Consider the following 15,332-nt stretch of genomic DNA (forward strand, 5'->3'; position numbering starts at 1 on the left):
TTCAATCACTTGATTATCTGGATGAAATATTATCGAACTTATTTTTTCCTCAATTTATGTTTTATAATCCTGAAATTATACCGGAAACGCACTACAATCCCAAAATTTTCCATGATAAGTTTTCTTTTATCCCGCAGGAATGCTTTATCCTCACCATATGACGATACTCCCGTATCATTAAAGTAGGCTATAATGTAATCCCGATATTCAAACTCATAAGATTTGTCGCGATGCAATTGCATATTAAGAGCATAATCTGCCGATACTTTATATTCGGTATTGTATCTATATTTTTTAAAAACACTTGCCGGATAAATAATCGCCTGATGAAAAATACCTCCTTTAGCCTGTTCGTAATCCGAAACAAAACCTCTTGATTTAATTCCTTTCCATAAAACATTGGCATAATAAATCTTATGCTGGTCTTTTAATTCGTTCTCCACAAAGGAAGAGAAATCGGGCAAGAGTCTGTCGTCAGCACCAATGAAATAAATCCACTTACCACGAACGTGATCCAGCGCTTTATTCATAGCATCATATATTCCCTTATCGGGTTCACTTTTCCAGAATGTTATCCTGTCTCCATACTTTTCAAGTATATCCTGAGTTCCGTCGGTACTGTTTCCGTCAATTATGATCAGTTCGATGTCGTTTACACACCGTTGTTCGATAATACTATCGATACACCCAGATATGCAGGAAGAGGCATTGTATACAACGCAAATAATACTGATAAACGGTTGTCTTTTCATACGGATCTGAACGAATGGGATATGATCTTTCCAGAATTCAGGCTCATAGACGAATGGCGCATGACACCCAAACGGCAGCTGCTTATGCATTAGGTTATATGCAAACGAAGGGTGCAATTCTGTGGAAAAATACATAGCTTCGCGCCAGTCCGGCTTATTGAACTTTTTATATAACCGGCGACCTTCAAAGCTCCAGAAAATATCTTCATTGTACAATGTGCCGGATACCTGTTTTTCCAAATAGGTATTCAAAATCATTTGCACTTTGGCAGATTCAAGTATTTTTATGAAGGTACCGATTTTGCGCAACGACAGACCTCCGTTCCCGATATTATTATAAAGCTTCACCGATCTTCTTTTAGAGTCCGAGTATATCCAAGGGCATACGGCAAGCACAAATGCATAAAGTTCTGCTTTTTTAATTTTACGGGGTGCAAGCCACGGCGCCCCGATATAGTCATAGTTTTTACTGCACCAGTATTGAAGATCGGGTTTAAACAAAAACGCATCCGTCTGGTGTATCAACATATATTTGTAACCGCTGAACCGTCTATAAAAATCCACATCAAGCATCAGTCGGTTATATCCCGAAATACTGGTAAAGAAATAATCCGGAAACCGTTCAACAGGTATATCGGCAAAACCGGAAAAACTCTCATCGATCACAAAATTCTCAGGCATGACAAAAACCTTGTCTATGCCCTGTGTCATCTCTATTGCCTTACTTATTACTGTTCTATCATTAACCTCTAACGATTTATAAATCGGGAAAAGGACTATACATTCTTTTTTAACGGGCATAACTTCAACGTGAGGAAAGCCTCTTTTCTAGGGAATTATATTTAAACGTACTTTTTTGCTGCAAAAGTAGCTTTTTTAATTCATCTACAGAAACATTTTATCTGACTCCATAGCGGACTATTTCAAAACAACTAAATTTACCTTAACTTTGCTGCAGCGAACAAAGATTAACTTCAATGAGTTCACTTTTTTCTTTTAATATATACTCTTCGTATAAAAACAATTCATTGAGGTCAGATGTTCTCTAAAAATAGAAATACCATACATAAAAGACTATGCAAACGAAAAAAAAGAGAATAAGAATCAAGACAAAAATATTCGTCCCGTTGGTCTTTATTATTGCCGTACTTTTCACTACCTATTTTTTCCCCCGTCAGGGAAGTTTTAAATATAATTTCAACGAAGGCAGGCCATGGCAATACGGACTGCTCACTGCCCCGTTCGATTTTCCTGTATACAAACCGGCAGCCCAACTGAAAGCAGAACAGGATAGTATCCTGGAATATTATGAGCCTTATTTTGTGGTTGATGAGGAGATCCAGAAGAGTGCTCTCGCCGAATTTGACGCGGATGCAAACCTGAAAGCCAGGCTAGCCGAACTTGCACCCGAATATAAACTCTATGTCCGAAACAAATTAAATGAGGTATTTGATAACGGCATTATGCGTTCGGAAGATTATGATCGTATCTACCAATCACATACGCAGGCATTACGGTTAAAAAAGGGTAATGTGGCAGAGTCCAGAAAAGTGGAAACTTTTTTTACTATTCGTTCCGCTTATGAGAAGGTACTGAATGATGTCCCCTCCAGTATTGATGCCGATATCCTCAAAGCTGCCAATATCAATGAATATATCCACGAAAACGTATTATATGATGCAATTACATCAGAGAAGGCCCAGAATGAATTTATTCAACAGGTGGATATAAGCCACGGCATGGTACAAAGAGGGCAACGTATCATTGATCAGGGTGAGATTGTCGGTCCACAGACATATAATATACTCTCGTCCCTGAAGCGGGTAACCGAGGAACAAAGCGGCGGCACTACCAGAAACAACTGGATGCTACTGGGGCAGTTCATGCTCATATTGTTCATGTTTGGTTCATTCTATACTTACCTGCTCTATTTCCGACCGGCAGAATACCGCAACCGGAAACATGTGGTTTTTATGGTGTTGCTGATAGCTTTCTTTGTATTACTTACAGCTATTACCGTCAGGTTCGAACTTTTCAGCATTTACATCGTCCCTTACGCCATCGTCACCATCCTTATCCGTACTTTCATAGACTCACGTACGGCATTGTTTGCCAGTCTCACTACCATCATTATGAGTTCACTTATGGTACCGTTTCCTTTCGAATTCATCGTCATCCAGATCGCGGTAGCCATGGTATCCATATTTATGTTGAAAGAGTTGTCGGAACGTTCGCAACTAATCAAAAGTTCTTTCTTTATCCTGCTCACCTACATTGTGGTGTATACAGGTCTTGAACTGTATCAGGAAGGCAATGTGAATGAAATCAACTGGGTGGTACTGGTCTATTTCCTTATCAACTTTATCTTTATCATGTTCTCCTATTCACTGGTTTATCTGGTGGAAAGATCCTTCGGATTTATTTCCGGTGTCTCATTAGTAGAACTTTCCAATATTAATAAACCACTGCTGAAAGAACTTTCTGAAAAAGCGCCGGGCACGTTCCAGCACTCATTACAAGTATCCAACCTGGCCATGGCGGCAGCGGCAAAATTGGGAGCAAATGCCTCCCTGATAAGGACAGGGGCGTTATATCACGACATTGGGAAAATGGCTAATCCTGCTTTTTTCACGGAAAATCAGGCACCGGGCATGAATCCGCATGCAGGACTCCCCTACGAGGAAAGCGCACGTATTATAATCAATCATGTGAAAGACGGGCTGAAGATTGCACAGAAACATAATGTCCCTCAGCAGATCATCGATTTCATCGAGACCCATCACGGGACAAGTATGCCTAAGTTTTTTTACATCTCCTGGAAAAATGCCAATCCCGGCAAAGAAACCAATGAGGCAGATTTCCGCTACCCGGGTCCCAATCCGTTCTCGAAAGAGACTGCCATTATGATGATGGCCGATGCGGTGGAAGCCTCGTCGCGCAGCCTTCCCGAATATACGGAAGAGTCACTTCGTAATCTGGTCGACAAAATTATCGACGCCCAAGTGGCTGAGGGTTATTTCAAATCTGCTCCTATCACTTTCAAGGATATACAGACAGTGAAAGATGTTTTTGTAGAAAAACTAGCCACGATGTACCATTCACGTATTGCCTATCCTGAATTAAAACGGCCGCAATAATTAAGACATAACATTCATTGCAAATCAGAAAATAAATCTGCTTTGTTTACACATCATATACCGTGGATTCAACGCATTTTTCTTTTTCTCGGATTTTGCCTGTTTGAGAAAAAAGAAAGTATTTCTACGGTATCCTGTTTAATCCTGTAATAAAGTGTGTTATATTTCAAAACTACCGCCCTCCGAATATCTTTTTTTTCAGATTTAGGATATAATTTAGGATTACGGGCAATTACTTCGGTAGTAGACTCGATTCTTTGTACAAGTCTTTTTATCTCTTTCTCAGAGAAATTTTTTTCGAGATACCGGATGGTTTGTCCCAGTTCATTCAAAGCATGTTTCGTCCAACGGATCTTATAACCACTTTTCATAGAGTTTTCGGACTTCCGAGTGCTGTACTACATTTCCATTGTCGGCATCAATTATCCCCTTCTCAATAGATTCTTTCTCTTCCACAGAGATAGAATTCCACCAATCTTCTGTTTCTTCCTCTCTGATTTTTTTAATTCTTTCGATAACAGAAAAATCATCAACGGTTGAGATCCATTGGATCAATGCAAGCTTCTCATCCAACATTTCGATATCAGTTGTCATCATAACTCCTCGTTATTTGTATTATTATTCCCAAAAAATAGGGTTTTTATCCGAAATTCCCAAAAAGAAAAAGAATTATTCCCACTCGATGGTGGCAGGAGGTTTCGATGAAATATCGTACACAACGCGGTTGACACCTTTCACCTTGTTAATGATCTCATTCGATACTTTCGCCAGAAATTCGTAAGGCAGATGTGCCCAATCGGCCGTCATAGCATCTGTCGATGTCACGGCTCGCAATGCGACCGTATTTTCATAGGTGCGCTCATCCCCCATCACACCGACCGACTGCACCGGCAACAAGATAGCCCCTGCCTGCCACACTTTATCATACAATCCGGCCGTACGGAGGTTCGAAATAAATATATCATCCGCATCCTGTGCAATCCGTACCTTTTCAGGGGTAATATCTCCCAGGATACGGATGCCCAATCCCGGTCCGGGAAACGGATGGCGATGGATCAGGTGAGGCTGCATACCCAATTCTAACCCTATCTTGCGCACTTCATCCTTGAACAAAAGCTTCAATGGTTCACACAATTTCAGGTGCATCTTCTCAGGTAATCCCCCTACGTTATGGTGACTTTTAATGGTAACACCGGTAATAGAGAGCGACTCGATGATATCGGGATAGATGGTACCCTGTGCCAACCATTTGATATCTTCCAGTTTATGGGCTTCCCTATCAAACACATCGATAAATCCTTTCCCTATAATCTTACGTTTACGCTCCGGGTCAGTCACGCCTTCCAGTTCTTTGTAGAAATAGGTTTTTGCATCTACTCCGATTACGTTCAGTCCCAGATGTTCGTAATTCTCCAATACGGTCTCGAACTCATTCTTACGTAACAGGCCGTGATCCACAAAAATACAGGTAAGATTCCTGCCAATGGCTTTGTTGAGCAACACTGCCGTGACCGACGAATCCACACCTCCCGAAAGGGCTAGGATCACTTTGTCGTCACCCAACTGCTCTTTTAATTCCTGTACGGTGGTTTCAATGAATGAGGCAGGTGTCCAGTCCTTCTTCACGCCGCAAACAGCGAGAAAATTATCCAATATTTCCGTTCCGCGTTCCGTGTGAAACACCTCGGGATGAAACTGCACTCCCCAGGTTTTTTCATTATCTACCCTGTAAGCGGCCAAAGCGACGTCATCGGTTGAGGCAATCACCCGGAAGCTGTCCGGTATACGAACAATTGTATCTCCGTGCGACATCCATACCTGATTCTCCTGAATAATGAATCCCAGCAAAGGATCATTTTTATCTGTAACGCGTAAACGGGCACGCCCGTACTCACGGCTATCACTCTTCTCCACAGCTCCTCCAGCCGATTGCGCCATTAATTGCGCACCGTAGCAAATACCCAATACAGGGTATTGGTCGCGAATCTCATTTAAATCGGTTTTGAAAGCTTCGGTGTCATTCACCGAGAAAGGACTCCCGGAAAGGATCACTCCCTTTACCGAGTCATCCCCGAAAGGGAATTTATTGTAAGGCACTATTTCGCAGTAGGTGTTCAATTCTCTCACGCGGCGACCTATCAGCTGCGTAGTTTGCGAACCGAAATCGAGGATGATAATTTTTTCGTGCATATCGTATAACCGGGTTGGAACGCCGACAGAGGGGCGTCAATTCAAAAATAGAAGTTTTCAGGATGCAAAGATAAGAAAAGAGCATGGAAAAACGGCAAAATAACACCTCACAAAAGTCCACAAGAACACATATCACTAAATATTCAATAAAATATTATCGATAAAAGAAATATTTTTATTGTTTTTCGATATTTTTTTATTGTTATATTAAAACATTGCAGTATATTTGCAGAATAAAACTTTCCTAACAGCACAAGGTAATGAACAGTAAAGGCAAAAAAATATGAAAACTAAATCTTTAATACACATCTGCTACGTCATCAGCGTCATCACCGCCATTATTGGAGTATGGGAGCTTACGAGCATATTTACATTATCCTACGAAATGGGAAAAGACAGTACTGACACATTTATATGGCATTTTCTCGTCCGGGGAATACAGGCCTGGGGAATAATATGCAATTGTATTGTATTTTTTATCCTGGCCAATCGGGCTGCAAAAGCAATCGTTTTTACCAAAGCAAACGAATTACTTCTGATGATCTTCGGATGTATCATTATTGCGCTTGGCTGCATCTCTTCCCTTTTGATCAAATTTTTACCCATTAGTACGTTTTCAAACCCTACAAGTATTTTATTGATTCTGGCAGGGTTCTCCTTTATATTTTTCTCGTTGATATTCAGCATTTCAAGAAAGTTAAAAGAAGAACAGGAACTCACTATTTAATCAAGACAGATATGGAAATAAAGCATTACAAAAGGATTAGCAACCTAATCGGATTTTTATTGGGAGTATTCATTCTCAAAGATATATTGGATTATCCTTTTTTACTCACCAATGTATCTGAAAATTCTACAAACAATCTTATTCCCCAGAGTGTTTTTATACTTGGGTCGGTATTTCTTATTGCCTTTTATGTTACAATTTTACAAAATATAAAAAAGAAAGGCGTTTTTATTCGCAGAAATGAGATAACCTTCCGCTATTTTGGTTTTATCATCCTTTTACTGGGACTTTTATCTGACATACTTTTTAGTTACTTTACAGGTGATCGACCTTCAGGGGCACGCATTCTTGCTATTCTTGGCGGAACACTTGTTTTTGTGTCCTATATTTTTAAGATCGGTATAAAAATGCAGGAAGAACAAGAATTAACTGTTTAGAAAAAGACTTATGCCTATTATTATAAACTTAGATGTTGAAATGGCCAAAAAGAAAATCTCCCTGAACGAGTTATCGGAACGGGTGGGAATCACTCCGGCCAATCTTTCGATACTGAAGACGGGGAAAGCCAAGGCAATCCGTTTCAGCACGCTGGAAGCCATATGCAAAGAGTTGAACTGCCAGCCGGGGGATATTATGGAGTGGAGAGATGAATAATTTTAGCGAAAGAATAATCTTTTAAAACATACACAAATGAAACACTTAGAACGTGCCTTACAAGGCAAGAATGGTATCGGCCGGTACATTTTAATGGCCGTAATTGTTATGGTGGCAGCACAAATGGCAGCTATACCTCTGCTCCTCCTGCTACTCCCTGTCATCCTATCCAACGGAGGAAATATCAGCGACTTCTCGGCTGCTATGCAAAACCCATCTGACTACGGCATTTCGTCTAATCTTTTCCTGTTGGTGATGATGCTCACTTTCGTCATTATGTATTTTCTGTTTACAGTACTGGTGAAGCCGTTGCATGGGCGTACGGTCCGTGAGACCATCAACGGCCGGAAGCAGATACGTTGGAACCGCGTCCGGATGGGAATTATCGTCTGGGGGATTATCATTCTGGCAGATACTGCCATCAGCTTGCTGACCTCTTCACCGGGCGAGTATGAGTTCCGGTTCAACGCCGGCACTTTTCTTCCGCTACTACTGATCATTCTTCTGGTACTGCCGTTCCAGACAAGTATAGAAGAACTGCTGTTCCGCGGTTATCTGGCACAAGGTGTGGCACGATGGACTAAAAGCCGATGGTGGGCACTGATCATCCCATCCGTATTATTTGCCTTGATGCACATCGTTAATCCTGAAGTAAAAGAGTATGGCTTTTGGCTCTCTATGCCGCAATATCTCATTATGGGGCTGATGCTGGGACTTATTTCCATTCTCGATGACGGTATTGAACTGGCCCTCGGCATCCATTTCATCAATAATGCGCTCACCGCTGTACTTGTCACACACGAAGCATCGGCATTACAGACCGATGCACTGTTCCTGCTGCACGATCTCGATCCCGTTGCAAGCCTTATCTCCATTTCAATAGCAAGCATCTTGGCAGTTGTAATCCTGCAACGTATATACAAGTGGGATTTCAAAATTATGAACAGGAAAGTTGTAGCTGTGCCACCTCCTGCTCCATCTGTTACGGTTGAGACAGTTGAACAAAGCGTAGGACACTAAATTCTTATCCTTAATTGGGACAAAAACGAAACAAATTATTATCTTTGAGGATTAGTTTGTTACGCTGTATGAAACGAAATCGCTTTTTTTCTATCTATATTCTACTATTTTTTTGTCTTTATGCAAAAGGGCAAACGCTTGACGATGCCAAGAGCTGGTATCTGGAAGGCCGTTATGCCGAAGCGTTGCCCGTTTTTCAGGCAGAATATCTCAATAATCCCAATAACCCCTCTGTCAACCAATGGCTGGGTGCTAGTCTCTACGAAACCGGAAAAATAACAGAAGCACAGAAATATCTCGAATTCGCCTCAGGACGTAGAATTCCGGATGCTTACCTCTATTTGGGCGAGCTCTACGCTAAATTGTACCGTTTCGAAGATGCCGAAAAAGAGTTCGACAAATACCAACAGGCCAAACGCAGAGATAACGAGGCATTGGAGATACTGGATCAGAAGCGGGCAAACGCTGAAAGGCTGCAAAGAGCGGTAAATCGGACAGAAGACATTCAGATCATTGATAGCCTGGTGGTCTTGAAGTCCGATTTCCTGTCGGCTTATAACCTGAGCGCCTCATCAGGTTCATTAATGCCGGTGCAGGAATTCTTCTCCGGCCGTTCAATGACAGATGAAACACTCTACATGAACGAGCGACAGGACAAAGTATACTATTCCGAAGGTGATGCGGCAACCGGCACCAATCTCTATACTATGGACAAATTGCTTGATACCTTTGGAAATGAGAAGAGATTGCCGGGAACCATCAATAAAGAGGGTAGCCAGGCATTTCCATTCGTATTGAGTGACGGGATGACTCTCTATTTTGCCTCTACAGATGAATCTTCCTTCGGAGGATATGATCTGTTCGTCACCCGCTATAATCTTGCTTCGGACTCATATCTCAATCCCAACCAGTTGAATATGCCCTTCAATTCGCCTTTTAATGATTACATGTTAGCGATTGATGAAGAGAAAGGCATCGGGTGGTTCGCATCCGACCGGTTTCAACCGGCCGACTCGGTATGTATATATACCTTTATCCCGAACCCACAGGTGCAACTGGTCGAAAGTGAGGATGCCGGTTATCTGGCACGAAGAGCACGGATCTCTTCCATTGCCGACACATGGAAGGAAGGCGCAGACTATGGACCGCTTCGTTCACTGGCACAGCAAAAGACAGTCTCAAGGCAAGAAACAGCAGGTGATTTTACATTTGTGATCAATGACCGGACGACTTACCATACCCTGTCGGATTTCAGGAATGATCATGCAAGGTCGCTCTTTTCTCAGGCGTTGGGTTATGAAAAACAGTTACAGGCACTGAATGAAGAACTCTCACAAAAAAGAGACCAGTATGCCGGTGGAGCAATAAGCGACGCTCTTGCAGCATCGATCCTCAGCCTGGAAAAAGAAAGCGAATCTATTTTCCGGGAAATGGAAAGACTCAAAATGCAAGCAAGAAATGAAGAAATACGCACTCAGTTTAATCAATAGTAACCGTATATGACATTCGATCTGATCATCATCATCGCCGTGATCCTGTTGGGAGTAGTGTTCATGCTCATTGAGATCTTCCTGCTCCCCGGGATCAGTATTGCAGGTATTGCCGGTGCTATTTTCCTGATAGGAGGAATAATATATGCCTATATCTTTCAGGGTAGTACCGTAGGGAATATTACACTCGCAGGAACAGCCGTACTGCTTGGCGGAAGTTTTTTCTGGCTGCTGAAATCAAAGTCATTACGAAAAATCTCTTTAGATACAAACATCGAAGGGAAAGTGGATACCTCCTATTTGCAGAAAATTGGCATTGGCGACAGTGGCGTAACGCTTTCCCGGTTGAATCCCATCGGGCAGGTATTGATCAACGATGTGGAAGTAGAAGGTAAATCATTCGACGGGGAGTTTCTTGACGAAGACACTGAAATAGAAGTGGTAAAGGTGGAAACCTACAATGTACTGGTAAAGAAAAAAGAAACTGTTTTACCCGGAGAGGAGACAAAAAATAATTTAATATAAAACATCAAAACAAATTTATTATGACAGTTTTATCATTCCCACTGATTATTACGATTGCCGTAATCATCATCTTTTTATTGATATTCTTTCATTACGTTCCCTTTTTCCTGTGGATAAATGCATTATCGGCAGGAGTACGCATCTCGCTCGTGCAACTCTTCCTGATGCGCCTGCGCCGCGTACCGCCCCACACCATCGTTTACGCGATGATTGAGGCCCACAAGGCCGGACTGAAGATGGTTACCCGCGATAACCTGGAAGCGCACTATCTTGCCGGGGGACACGTAGAAAAGGTAGTGCATGCATTGGTATCCGCTTCCAAAGCAAATATCGACCTTACTTTTCAGATGGCCACGGCCATTGACCTGGCCGGTCGCGATGTACTGGAAGCCGTCAGGATGTCTGTGAACCCGAAAGTGATCGATACACCTCCCGTTTCTGCCGTAGCTATTGATGGTATCCAGTTGATCGCCAAGGCCCGGGTGACGGTACGTGCCAATATCAAACGATTAGTGGGTGGTGCCGGTGAAGAAACTATTCTTGCCCGTGTAGGGGAAGGGATCGTCTCCTCCATCGGTTCGGCAGTATCGCACAAATCGGTACTCGAAAACCCTGATTCAATCTCCAAGCTGGTATTGAAAAAGGGATTGGATGCAGGAACAGCATTTGAAATTCTCTCTATCGATATCGCCGACATCGATATAGGTAAAAATATCGGTGCTGTATTACAGATGGATCAGGCACAGGCCGACAAGAATATTGCACAGGCACGCGCTGAGGAACGGCGGGCCATGGCTATCGCCTTAGAGCAGGAGATGAAGGCCAAAGCCCAGGAAGCACGCGCCAAAGTGATTGAAGCTGAAGCAGAAGTTCCGATCGCCATGGCCGAAGCATTCCGTAACGGAAATCTCGGTATTATGGACTATTACCGGATGGAAAATATCAAGGCTGATACGGATATGAGGGATTCTATTGCCAAACCGCAGGGCGGCGGAAATAAAAAATAAATAATTATCACAGACAATACATATTATGAGAATCATACCTGAATCGGAATTGATCATCAACTCCGACGGAAGTGCCTTTCATCTTCATATCCGACCGGAGCACCTTTCGGACAAGATTGTAATGATGGGAGATCCTGATCGTGTAACGATGACAGCCTCATTTTTTGACAGCATTGAATGCGATGTACGCAGCCGCGAATTCCATACCGTCACCGGAACGTATAAAGGGAAACGGATTACTGCGCTCTCGCACGGCATCGGCACGGACAATATTGATATAGTACTTACGGAGCTGGATGCATTGGCAAATATCGATTTCAACACACGATTGGTCAAAGAGGAACTCAAACAACTAACAATGGTGCGGGTAGGCACATCAGGAGGTATGCAGCCGCATTGCCCTGTAGGTTCATACGTGGTATCGGAAAAATCAATCGGATTCGATGGCCTTATCCATTATTATGCCGGTTCCGAATCGATCCGCGAAAAGGATTTCGAAGAGGCTTTCCAAAGAGAGGTGGGATGGTCACCGTACCACTGTTCTCCCTACGTGGTGAGTGCCGACGAAGAACTTGTCGACCGTATAGGTCACGATATGATCCGTGGGGTTACCATCTCCGCCATCGGTTTTTACGGCCCCCAGGGAAGGCATGTACGACTGCCGTTGGCCGATCCCAACCTGAATGCTAAAATTGAGTCGTTCCGTTTCGGGGAGCATTCTATCACCAATTACGAAATGGAAAGTTCTGCTGTCGCGGGATTAGGGAAGTTGATGGGACATAAGGCAATGACTGTCTGCACTATAATTGCTAACCGTGTGGCCCTGAAGTCGAATGCCGACTATAAAGGCTCCATAGAAGATCTTTTGCAAATAGTACTGGACAGGATTTAGATTCAAAATTCAAGATTCAAAAATTTGGCTTACGCCGATTGTTAATTGACTACATCGATTTGCAATTCAGGATTTGCTTCTCATCCTTCATAATTCATAACTTATAACTTATAATATGAGAAAACTATTCACATTATTGCTTCTTGCAGCTACTTTGGTTGCCTATGCACAGCAAAACCCTCCTCTCCCTGTAGATCCGAAGGTGAGGACCGGAAAACTTGAAAACGGACTCACCTATTATATCCGGCAAAATAACCTTCCCGAAAACAGGGCCGATTTCTACATTGCACAGAAAGTGGGATCCATGCAGGAGGAAGATAATCAGGCCGGTCTGGCTCACTTCCTGGAGCATATGGCATTTAACGGGACGACCAATTTCCCCGGAAAAAGTATGCTGAACTATCTGCAGGACAATGGAATTAAGTTCGGCACTAACATCAACGCCTATACCTCTTTCGATGAAACGGTTTATTATATATCCAATATCCCGACAACCAATAAAAACCTGGTAGACTCGGCTCTTCTTGTGCTTCATGACTGGTCGAACGCCATTGCCCTTGAAGAGGAAGAGCTCGAAAACGAACGGGGTGTGATCCGGGAAGAGTGGCGCACCCGTGGCGGAGCACAGCAAAGGTTGTGGGATCAGTTACTCCCGAAAATGTATCCCGACAGCAAATATGCCAACCGCATGCCTATCGGAAGCATCGATGTGATCAATAATTTTAAACCGGAAGAGATCAGAGCCTACTACCATAAATGGTATCGTCCCGACTTGCAGGGGATCATCGTTGTGGGTGATATCGATGTGGATGAGATGGAGCAAAAGATAAAGGAACTGTTCTCGCCCATCCGACTCGATGAAGAAAGGGCAGAACGGGAATACTATCCTGTTCCTGATAATAAGGATCCCATCGTAGCCATTGCTACCGACAAGGAAGCCCGTAATACACAGATAATGCTGTTTTACAAGCACGATACGATGCCTGACGAGTTTAGGAATACCCAGATGGGGTATATCACAGAATATATATTAAATGCCGCTGCTGCTATGATGAACCAGCGGTTTGCCGAAATCATACAGAAACCCGATGCACCTTTCACTTCCGCATTTGCGTATGACGATGATTATTTTGTGGCCAAGACAAAAGCTGCCTGGACCGTGGTGGCAGGAAGTGCGGAAGACAAAATAGAGAGTGCACTGGCAGCCATGGTACGTGAGACGGAAAGAGTAAAACAGCACGGATTCACCGCATCGGAATATGAGGTAGCACGCACCAACATCCTCAAAGGATATGAAGATGCGTATAACAACCGAGATAAGCAGAGGAACTCTTCCTATTCACAGGAATATGTACGTGCGTTTACCGACGGAGAACCTATTCCGGGTATTGAATTCGAATATCAATTTCTGCAGGCGGTAGCACCCAATATTCCGGTAGAAGCAATCAACCAAACCATTCAACAGTTGATTGGTGATGAAAACATAGTTATTGCTGTTACCGGTCCTGACAAAGAAGGATTGGTATATCCTGGTGAAGACGCATTGCTTAACGTACTGGCGTCGGTACAGGCTGAAACTATCGAGCCTTATGCAGAAGAGGTGATTGATGAGCCGTTGGTGGCTACGCCTCCCACTCCCGGTAAGATCATAAAAGCAGAAAAGGATGAGGCGATGGATGCTACGGTGTGGACATTGGAAAACGGGATGAAGGTGATCCTGAAAAATACCGATTTCAAGGACGACCAGATCGTAATGACCGGTACAAGTGCCGGCGGATACTCCCATTATGGGGCACAGGATCCGGTTAACAGCAGGCTGATGAGTAATGTGGCTACACTGGGAGGAGTGGGTAATTTCAGCGCAACCGATCTACCCAAAGTACTGGCTGGAAAGACAGCATCCGCGCATCCGGGTATCAGCCTCACCACACAGGATTTCAACGGTTCTTCTTCCATCAGGGATTTCGAAACTATGCTACAATTGGTTTACCTCTATTTCACTGCTCCACGACAGGATAACGATGCCTTCCAATCATTTATCCAACGCATGGAGACCCAGTTGAAAAACCAGGAAGCCGAACCGATGGTAGCTTTCAGCGACTCTGTGTCGAGCGCTTTATATGGCGATAATCCATTGACAAAAAGAATAAAGGCCGATGATTTGAAAAAGGTCAATTACAACCGTATCATGGAGATGTATGCTGAACGGTTCTCCAATCCCGGCAGTTTTGTGTTCACATTCGTGGGTAACATCGATGAGGAGAAGGTTCGTCCCGTAGTAGAACAGTATCTGGCTTCATTACCGGGCAAGGCCGAGAAAGGTGAATTTGCAAAAATACCCATGAATTTCCGGGAAGGAAGCTTCGAAAATATTTTCCAACGGGAGATGCAAAATCCCAAAGCTTCGGTATTCAACACAATAACGGGAAAAACAACCCGGGACATGAAGAACCGGATACTGATGAGTATGTTCGATCAGATCCTCGATATCATCTACACTGAGAAAGTGCGTGAAGAGGAAGGAGGTACTTACGGCGTATACGCAGGAGGTTCTATCTCCCGTTATCCGGAGGGGCAAACCATCTTACAGATCATGTTCGACACTGATCCGGAGAGAATGAAACATCTCAATCAAATTGTCTTAAACGTACTGAAGGAATTTGCGGCAGATGGCCCGCGTGATAGCGATTTTGCCAAGGTAAAAGAGTATATGAACAAGAGTTACAACGAAAATCTGAAAGAGAACAGTTACTGGCTGAATATCCTCGACAACAAATATTTTTACGGCGAAGATAATCACACTCAATATATTGAAACTGTAAATGCCATCACAAAGGATGATCTTCGGAGTTTCGCCAAAGCACTGCTCGATCAGGGTAACCTGAAAACAATAGTGATGATGCCGAAAATAACGGAATGATCATATATCCATAGGATT

14 protein-coding genes are annotated in these 15,332 nt (G+C 43.2%); 10 read left to right on the forward strand and 4 right to left on the reverse strand.

Translation table 11 applies throughout. The annotated features are described in order from the left end of the window. Nucleotides 1-38 precede the first annotated feature (38 nt). Nucleotides 39-1,463 (reverse strand): DUF5672 family protein, encoded by a 1,425-nt coding sequence (locus tag PSM36_RS17630; protein WP_197684898.1) that lies wholly within the window; start codon nt 1,461-1,463, stop codon nt 39-41. 365 nt (nt 1,464-1,828) lie between these two features. On the opposite strand from PSM36_RS17630, the gene PSM36_RS12515 reads away from it, so the two are divergent. After that, on the forward strand, nt 1,829-3,889 hold the full coding sequence (locus PSM36_RS12515; RefSeq protein WP_076931189.1) for an HD family phosphohydrolase: 2,061 nt from the start codon (nt 1,829-1,831) through the stop codon (nt 3,887-3,889). 68 nt (nt 3,890-3,957) lie between these two features. On the opposite strand, the gene PSM36_RS12520 is transcribed toward PSM36_RS12515, so the two are convergent. From PSM36_RS12520 to guaA, 3 genes are all read right to left on the reverse strand, one after another. Beyond that, nucleotides 3,958-4,260: a type II toxin-antitoxin system RelE/ParE family toxin gene (locus PSM36_RS12520; RefSeq protein ID WP_076931190.1), complete on the reverse strand. Its 303-nt coding sequence runs from the start codon at nt 4,258-4,260 to the stop codon at nt 3,958-3,960. Next, on the reverse strand, nt 4,244-4,486 hold the full coding sequence (locus tag PSM36_RS12525; RefSeq protein ID WP_197684899.1) for a hypothetical protein: 243 nt from the start codon (nt 4,484-4,486) through the stop codon (nt 4,244-4,246). Before PSM36_RS12525 ends, PSM36_RS12520 begins: the two co-directional genes overlap by 17 nt. Nucleotides 4,487-4,558: 72 nt before the next feature. Next, on the reverse strand, nt 4,559-6,079 hold the full coding sequence (gene guaA / locus PSM36_RS12530) for a glutamine-hydrolyzing GMP synthase (RefSeq protein ID WP_076931191.1): 1,521 nt from the start codon (nt 6,077-6,079) through the stop codon (nt 4,559-4,561). Between the two features lie 283 nt (nt 6,080-6,362). Between guaA and PSM36_RS12535 the strand changes: the two genes are divergently transcribed. The 9 genes from PSM36_RS12535 to PSM36_RS12575 all read left to right on the forward strand — a co-directional run bounded on the left by PSM36_RS12535 (nt 6,363) and on the right by PSM36_RS12575 (nt 15,314). Continuing rightward, entirely contained in the window at nt 6,363-6,806 is a 444-nt protein-coding gene (locus tag PSM36_RS12535; RefSeq protein WP_076931193.1) for a hypothetical protein, read from the forward strand. Nucleotides 6,807-6,817: 11 nt separating this feature from the next. Next, on the forward strand, nt 6,818-7,243 hold the full coding sequence (locus tag PSM36_RS12540) for a hypothetical protein (protein ID WP_076931194.1): 426 nt from the start codon (nt 6,818-6,820) through the stop codon (nt 7,241-7,243). Between the two features lie 10 nt (nt 7,244-7,253). Continuing rightward, entirely contained in the window at nt 7,254-7,460 is a 207-nt protein-coding gene (locus tag PSM36_RS12545) for a helix-turn-helix domain-containing protein (protein WP_019538007.1), read from the forward strand. Between the two features lie 36 nt (nt 7,461-7,496). Then, nucleotides 7,497-8,480: a CPBP family intramembrane glutamic endopeptidase gene (locus PSM36_RS12550; RefSeq protein ID WP_076931195.1), complete on the forward strand. Its 984-nt coding sequence runs from the start codon at nt 7,497-7,499 to the stop codon at nt 8,478-8,480. A gap of 68 nt (nt 8,481-8,548) precedes the next feature. Next, nucleotides 8,549-9,970: a hypothetical protein gene (locus PSM36_RS12555; protein WP_076932245.1), complete on the forward strand. Its 1,422-nt coding sequence runs from the start codon at nt 8,549-8,551 to the stop codon at nt 9,968-9,970. Nucleotides 9,971-9,979: 9 nt separating this feature from the next. After that, nucleotides 9,980-10,495 (forward strand): NfeD family protein, encoded by a 516-nt coding sequence (locus PSM36_RS12560; RefSeq protein ID WP_076931197.1) that lies wholly within the window; start codon nt 9,980-9,982, stop codon nt 10,493-10,495. Between the two features lie 20 nt (nt 10,496-10,515). Further along, on the forward strand, nt 10,516-11,502 hold the full coding sequence (gene floA, locus PSM36_RS12565) for a flotillin-like protein FloA (RefSeq protein ID WP_019538011.1): 987 nt from the start codon (nt 10,516-10,518) through the stop codon (nt 11,500-11,502). A 25-nt stretch (nt 11,503-11,527) separates the two neighbouring features. Further along, on the forward strand, nt 11,528-12,394 hold the full coding sequence (locus tag PSM36_RS12570; protein ID WP_076931198.1) for a nucleoside phosphorylase: 867 nt from the start codon (nt 11,528-11,530) through the stop codon (nt 12,392-12,394). A gap of 115 nt (nt 12,395-12,509) precedes the next feature. Next, a complete protein-coding gene (locus PSM36_RS12575) occupies nt 12,510-15,314 on the forward strand; it encodes a M16 family metallopeptidase (RefSeq protein WP_076931200.1) in 2,805 nt (934 codons plus the stop codon). The last annotated feature ends 18 nt before the right edge of the window (nt 15,315-15,332 follow it).

Source organism: Proteiniphilum saccharofermentans (assembly GCF_900095135.1).
GTDB classification, from domain to species: Bacteria; Bacteroidota; Bacteroidia; order Bacteroidales; family Dysgonomonadaceae; genus Proteiniphilum; species Proteiniphilum saccharofermentans.

What these genes read in the sequence shown, in the direction of transcription:
- PSM36_RS12520 (WP_076931190.1), bottom strand. Translation starts at nt 4,260, where the DNA reads ATGAAAAGTGGTTATAAGATCCGTTGGACGAAACATGCTTTGAATGAA.
- guaA (WP_076931191.1), bottom strand. Translation starts at nt 6,079, where the DNA reads ATGCACGAAAAAATTATCATCCTCGATTTCGGTTCGCAAACTACGCAG.
- PSM36_RS12555 (WP_076932245.1), top strand. Translation starts at nt 8,549, where the DNA reads ATGAAACGAAATCGCTTTTTTTCTATCTATATTCTACTATTTTTTTGT.
- PSM36_RS12545 (WP_019538007.1), top strand. Translation starts at nt 7,254, where the DNA reads ATGCCTATTATTATAAACTTAGATGTTGAAATGGCCAAAAAGAAAATC.
- PSM36_RS12560 (WP_076931197.1), top strand. Translation starts at nt 9,980, where the DNA reads ATGACATTCGATCTGATCATCATCATCGCCGTGATCCTGTTGGGAGTA.
- PSM36_RS12535 (WP_076931193.1), top strand. Translation starts at nt 6,363, where the DNA reads ATGAAAACTAAATCTTTAATACACATCTGCTACGTCATCAGCGTCATC.
- PSM36_RS12515 (WP_076931189.1), top strand. Translation starts at nt 1,829, where the DNA reads ATGCAAACGAAAAAAAAGAGAATAAGAATCAAGACAAAAATATTCGTC.
- PSM36_RS12570 (WP_076931198.1), top strand. Translation starts at nt 11,528, where the DNA reads ATGAGAATCATACCTGAATCGGAATTGATCATCAACTCCGACGGAAGT.
- floA (WP_019538011.1), top strand. Translation starts at nt 10,516, where the DNA reads ATGACAGTTTTATCATTCCCACTGATTATTACGATTGCCGTAATCATC.
- PSM36_RS17630 (WP_197684898.1), bottom strand. Translation starts at nt 1,463, where the DNA reads ATGACACAGGGCATAGACAAGGTTTTTGTCATGCCTGAGAATTTTGTG.
- PSM36_RS12575 (WP_076931200.1), top strand. Translation starts at nt 12,510, where the DNA reads ATGAGAAAACTATTCACATTATTGCTTCTTGCAGCTACTTTGGTTGCC.
- PSM36_RS12540 (WP_076931194.1), top strand. Translation starts at nt 6,818, where the DNA reads ATGGAAATAAAGCATTACAAAAGGATTAGCAACCTAATCGGATTTTTA.
- PSM36_RS12525 (WP_197684899.1), bottom strand. Translation starts at nt 4,486, where the DNA reads ATGATGACAACTGATATCGAAATGTTGGATGAGAAGCTTGCATTGATC.
- PSM36_RS12550 (WP_076931195.1), top strand. Translation starts at nt 7,497, where the DNA reads ATGAAACACTTAGAACGTGCCTTACAAGGCAAGAATGGTATCGGCCGG.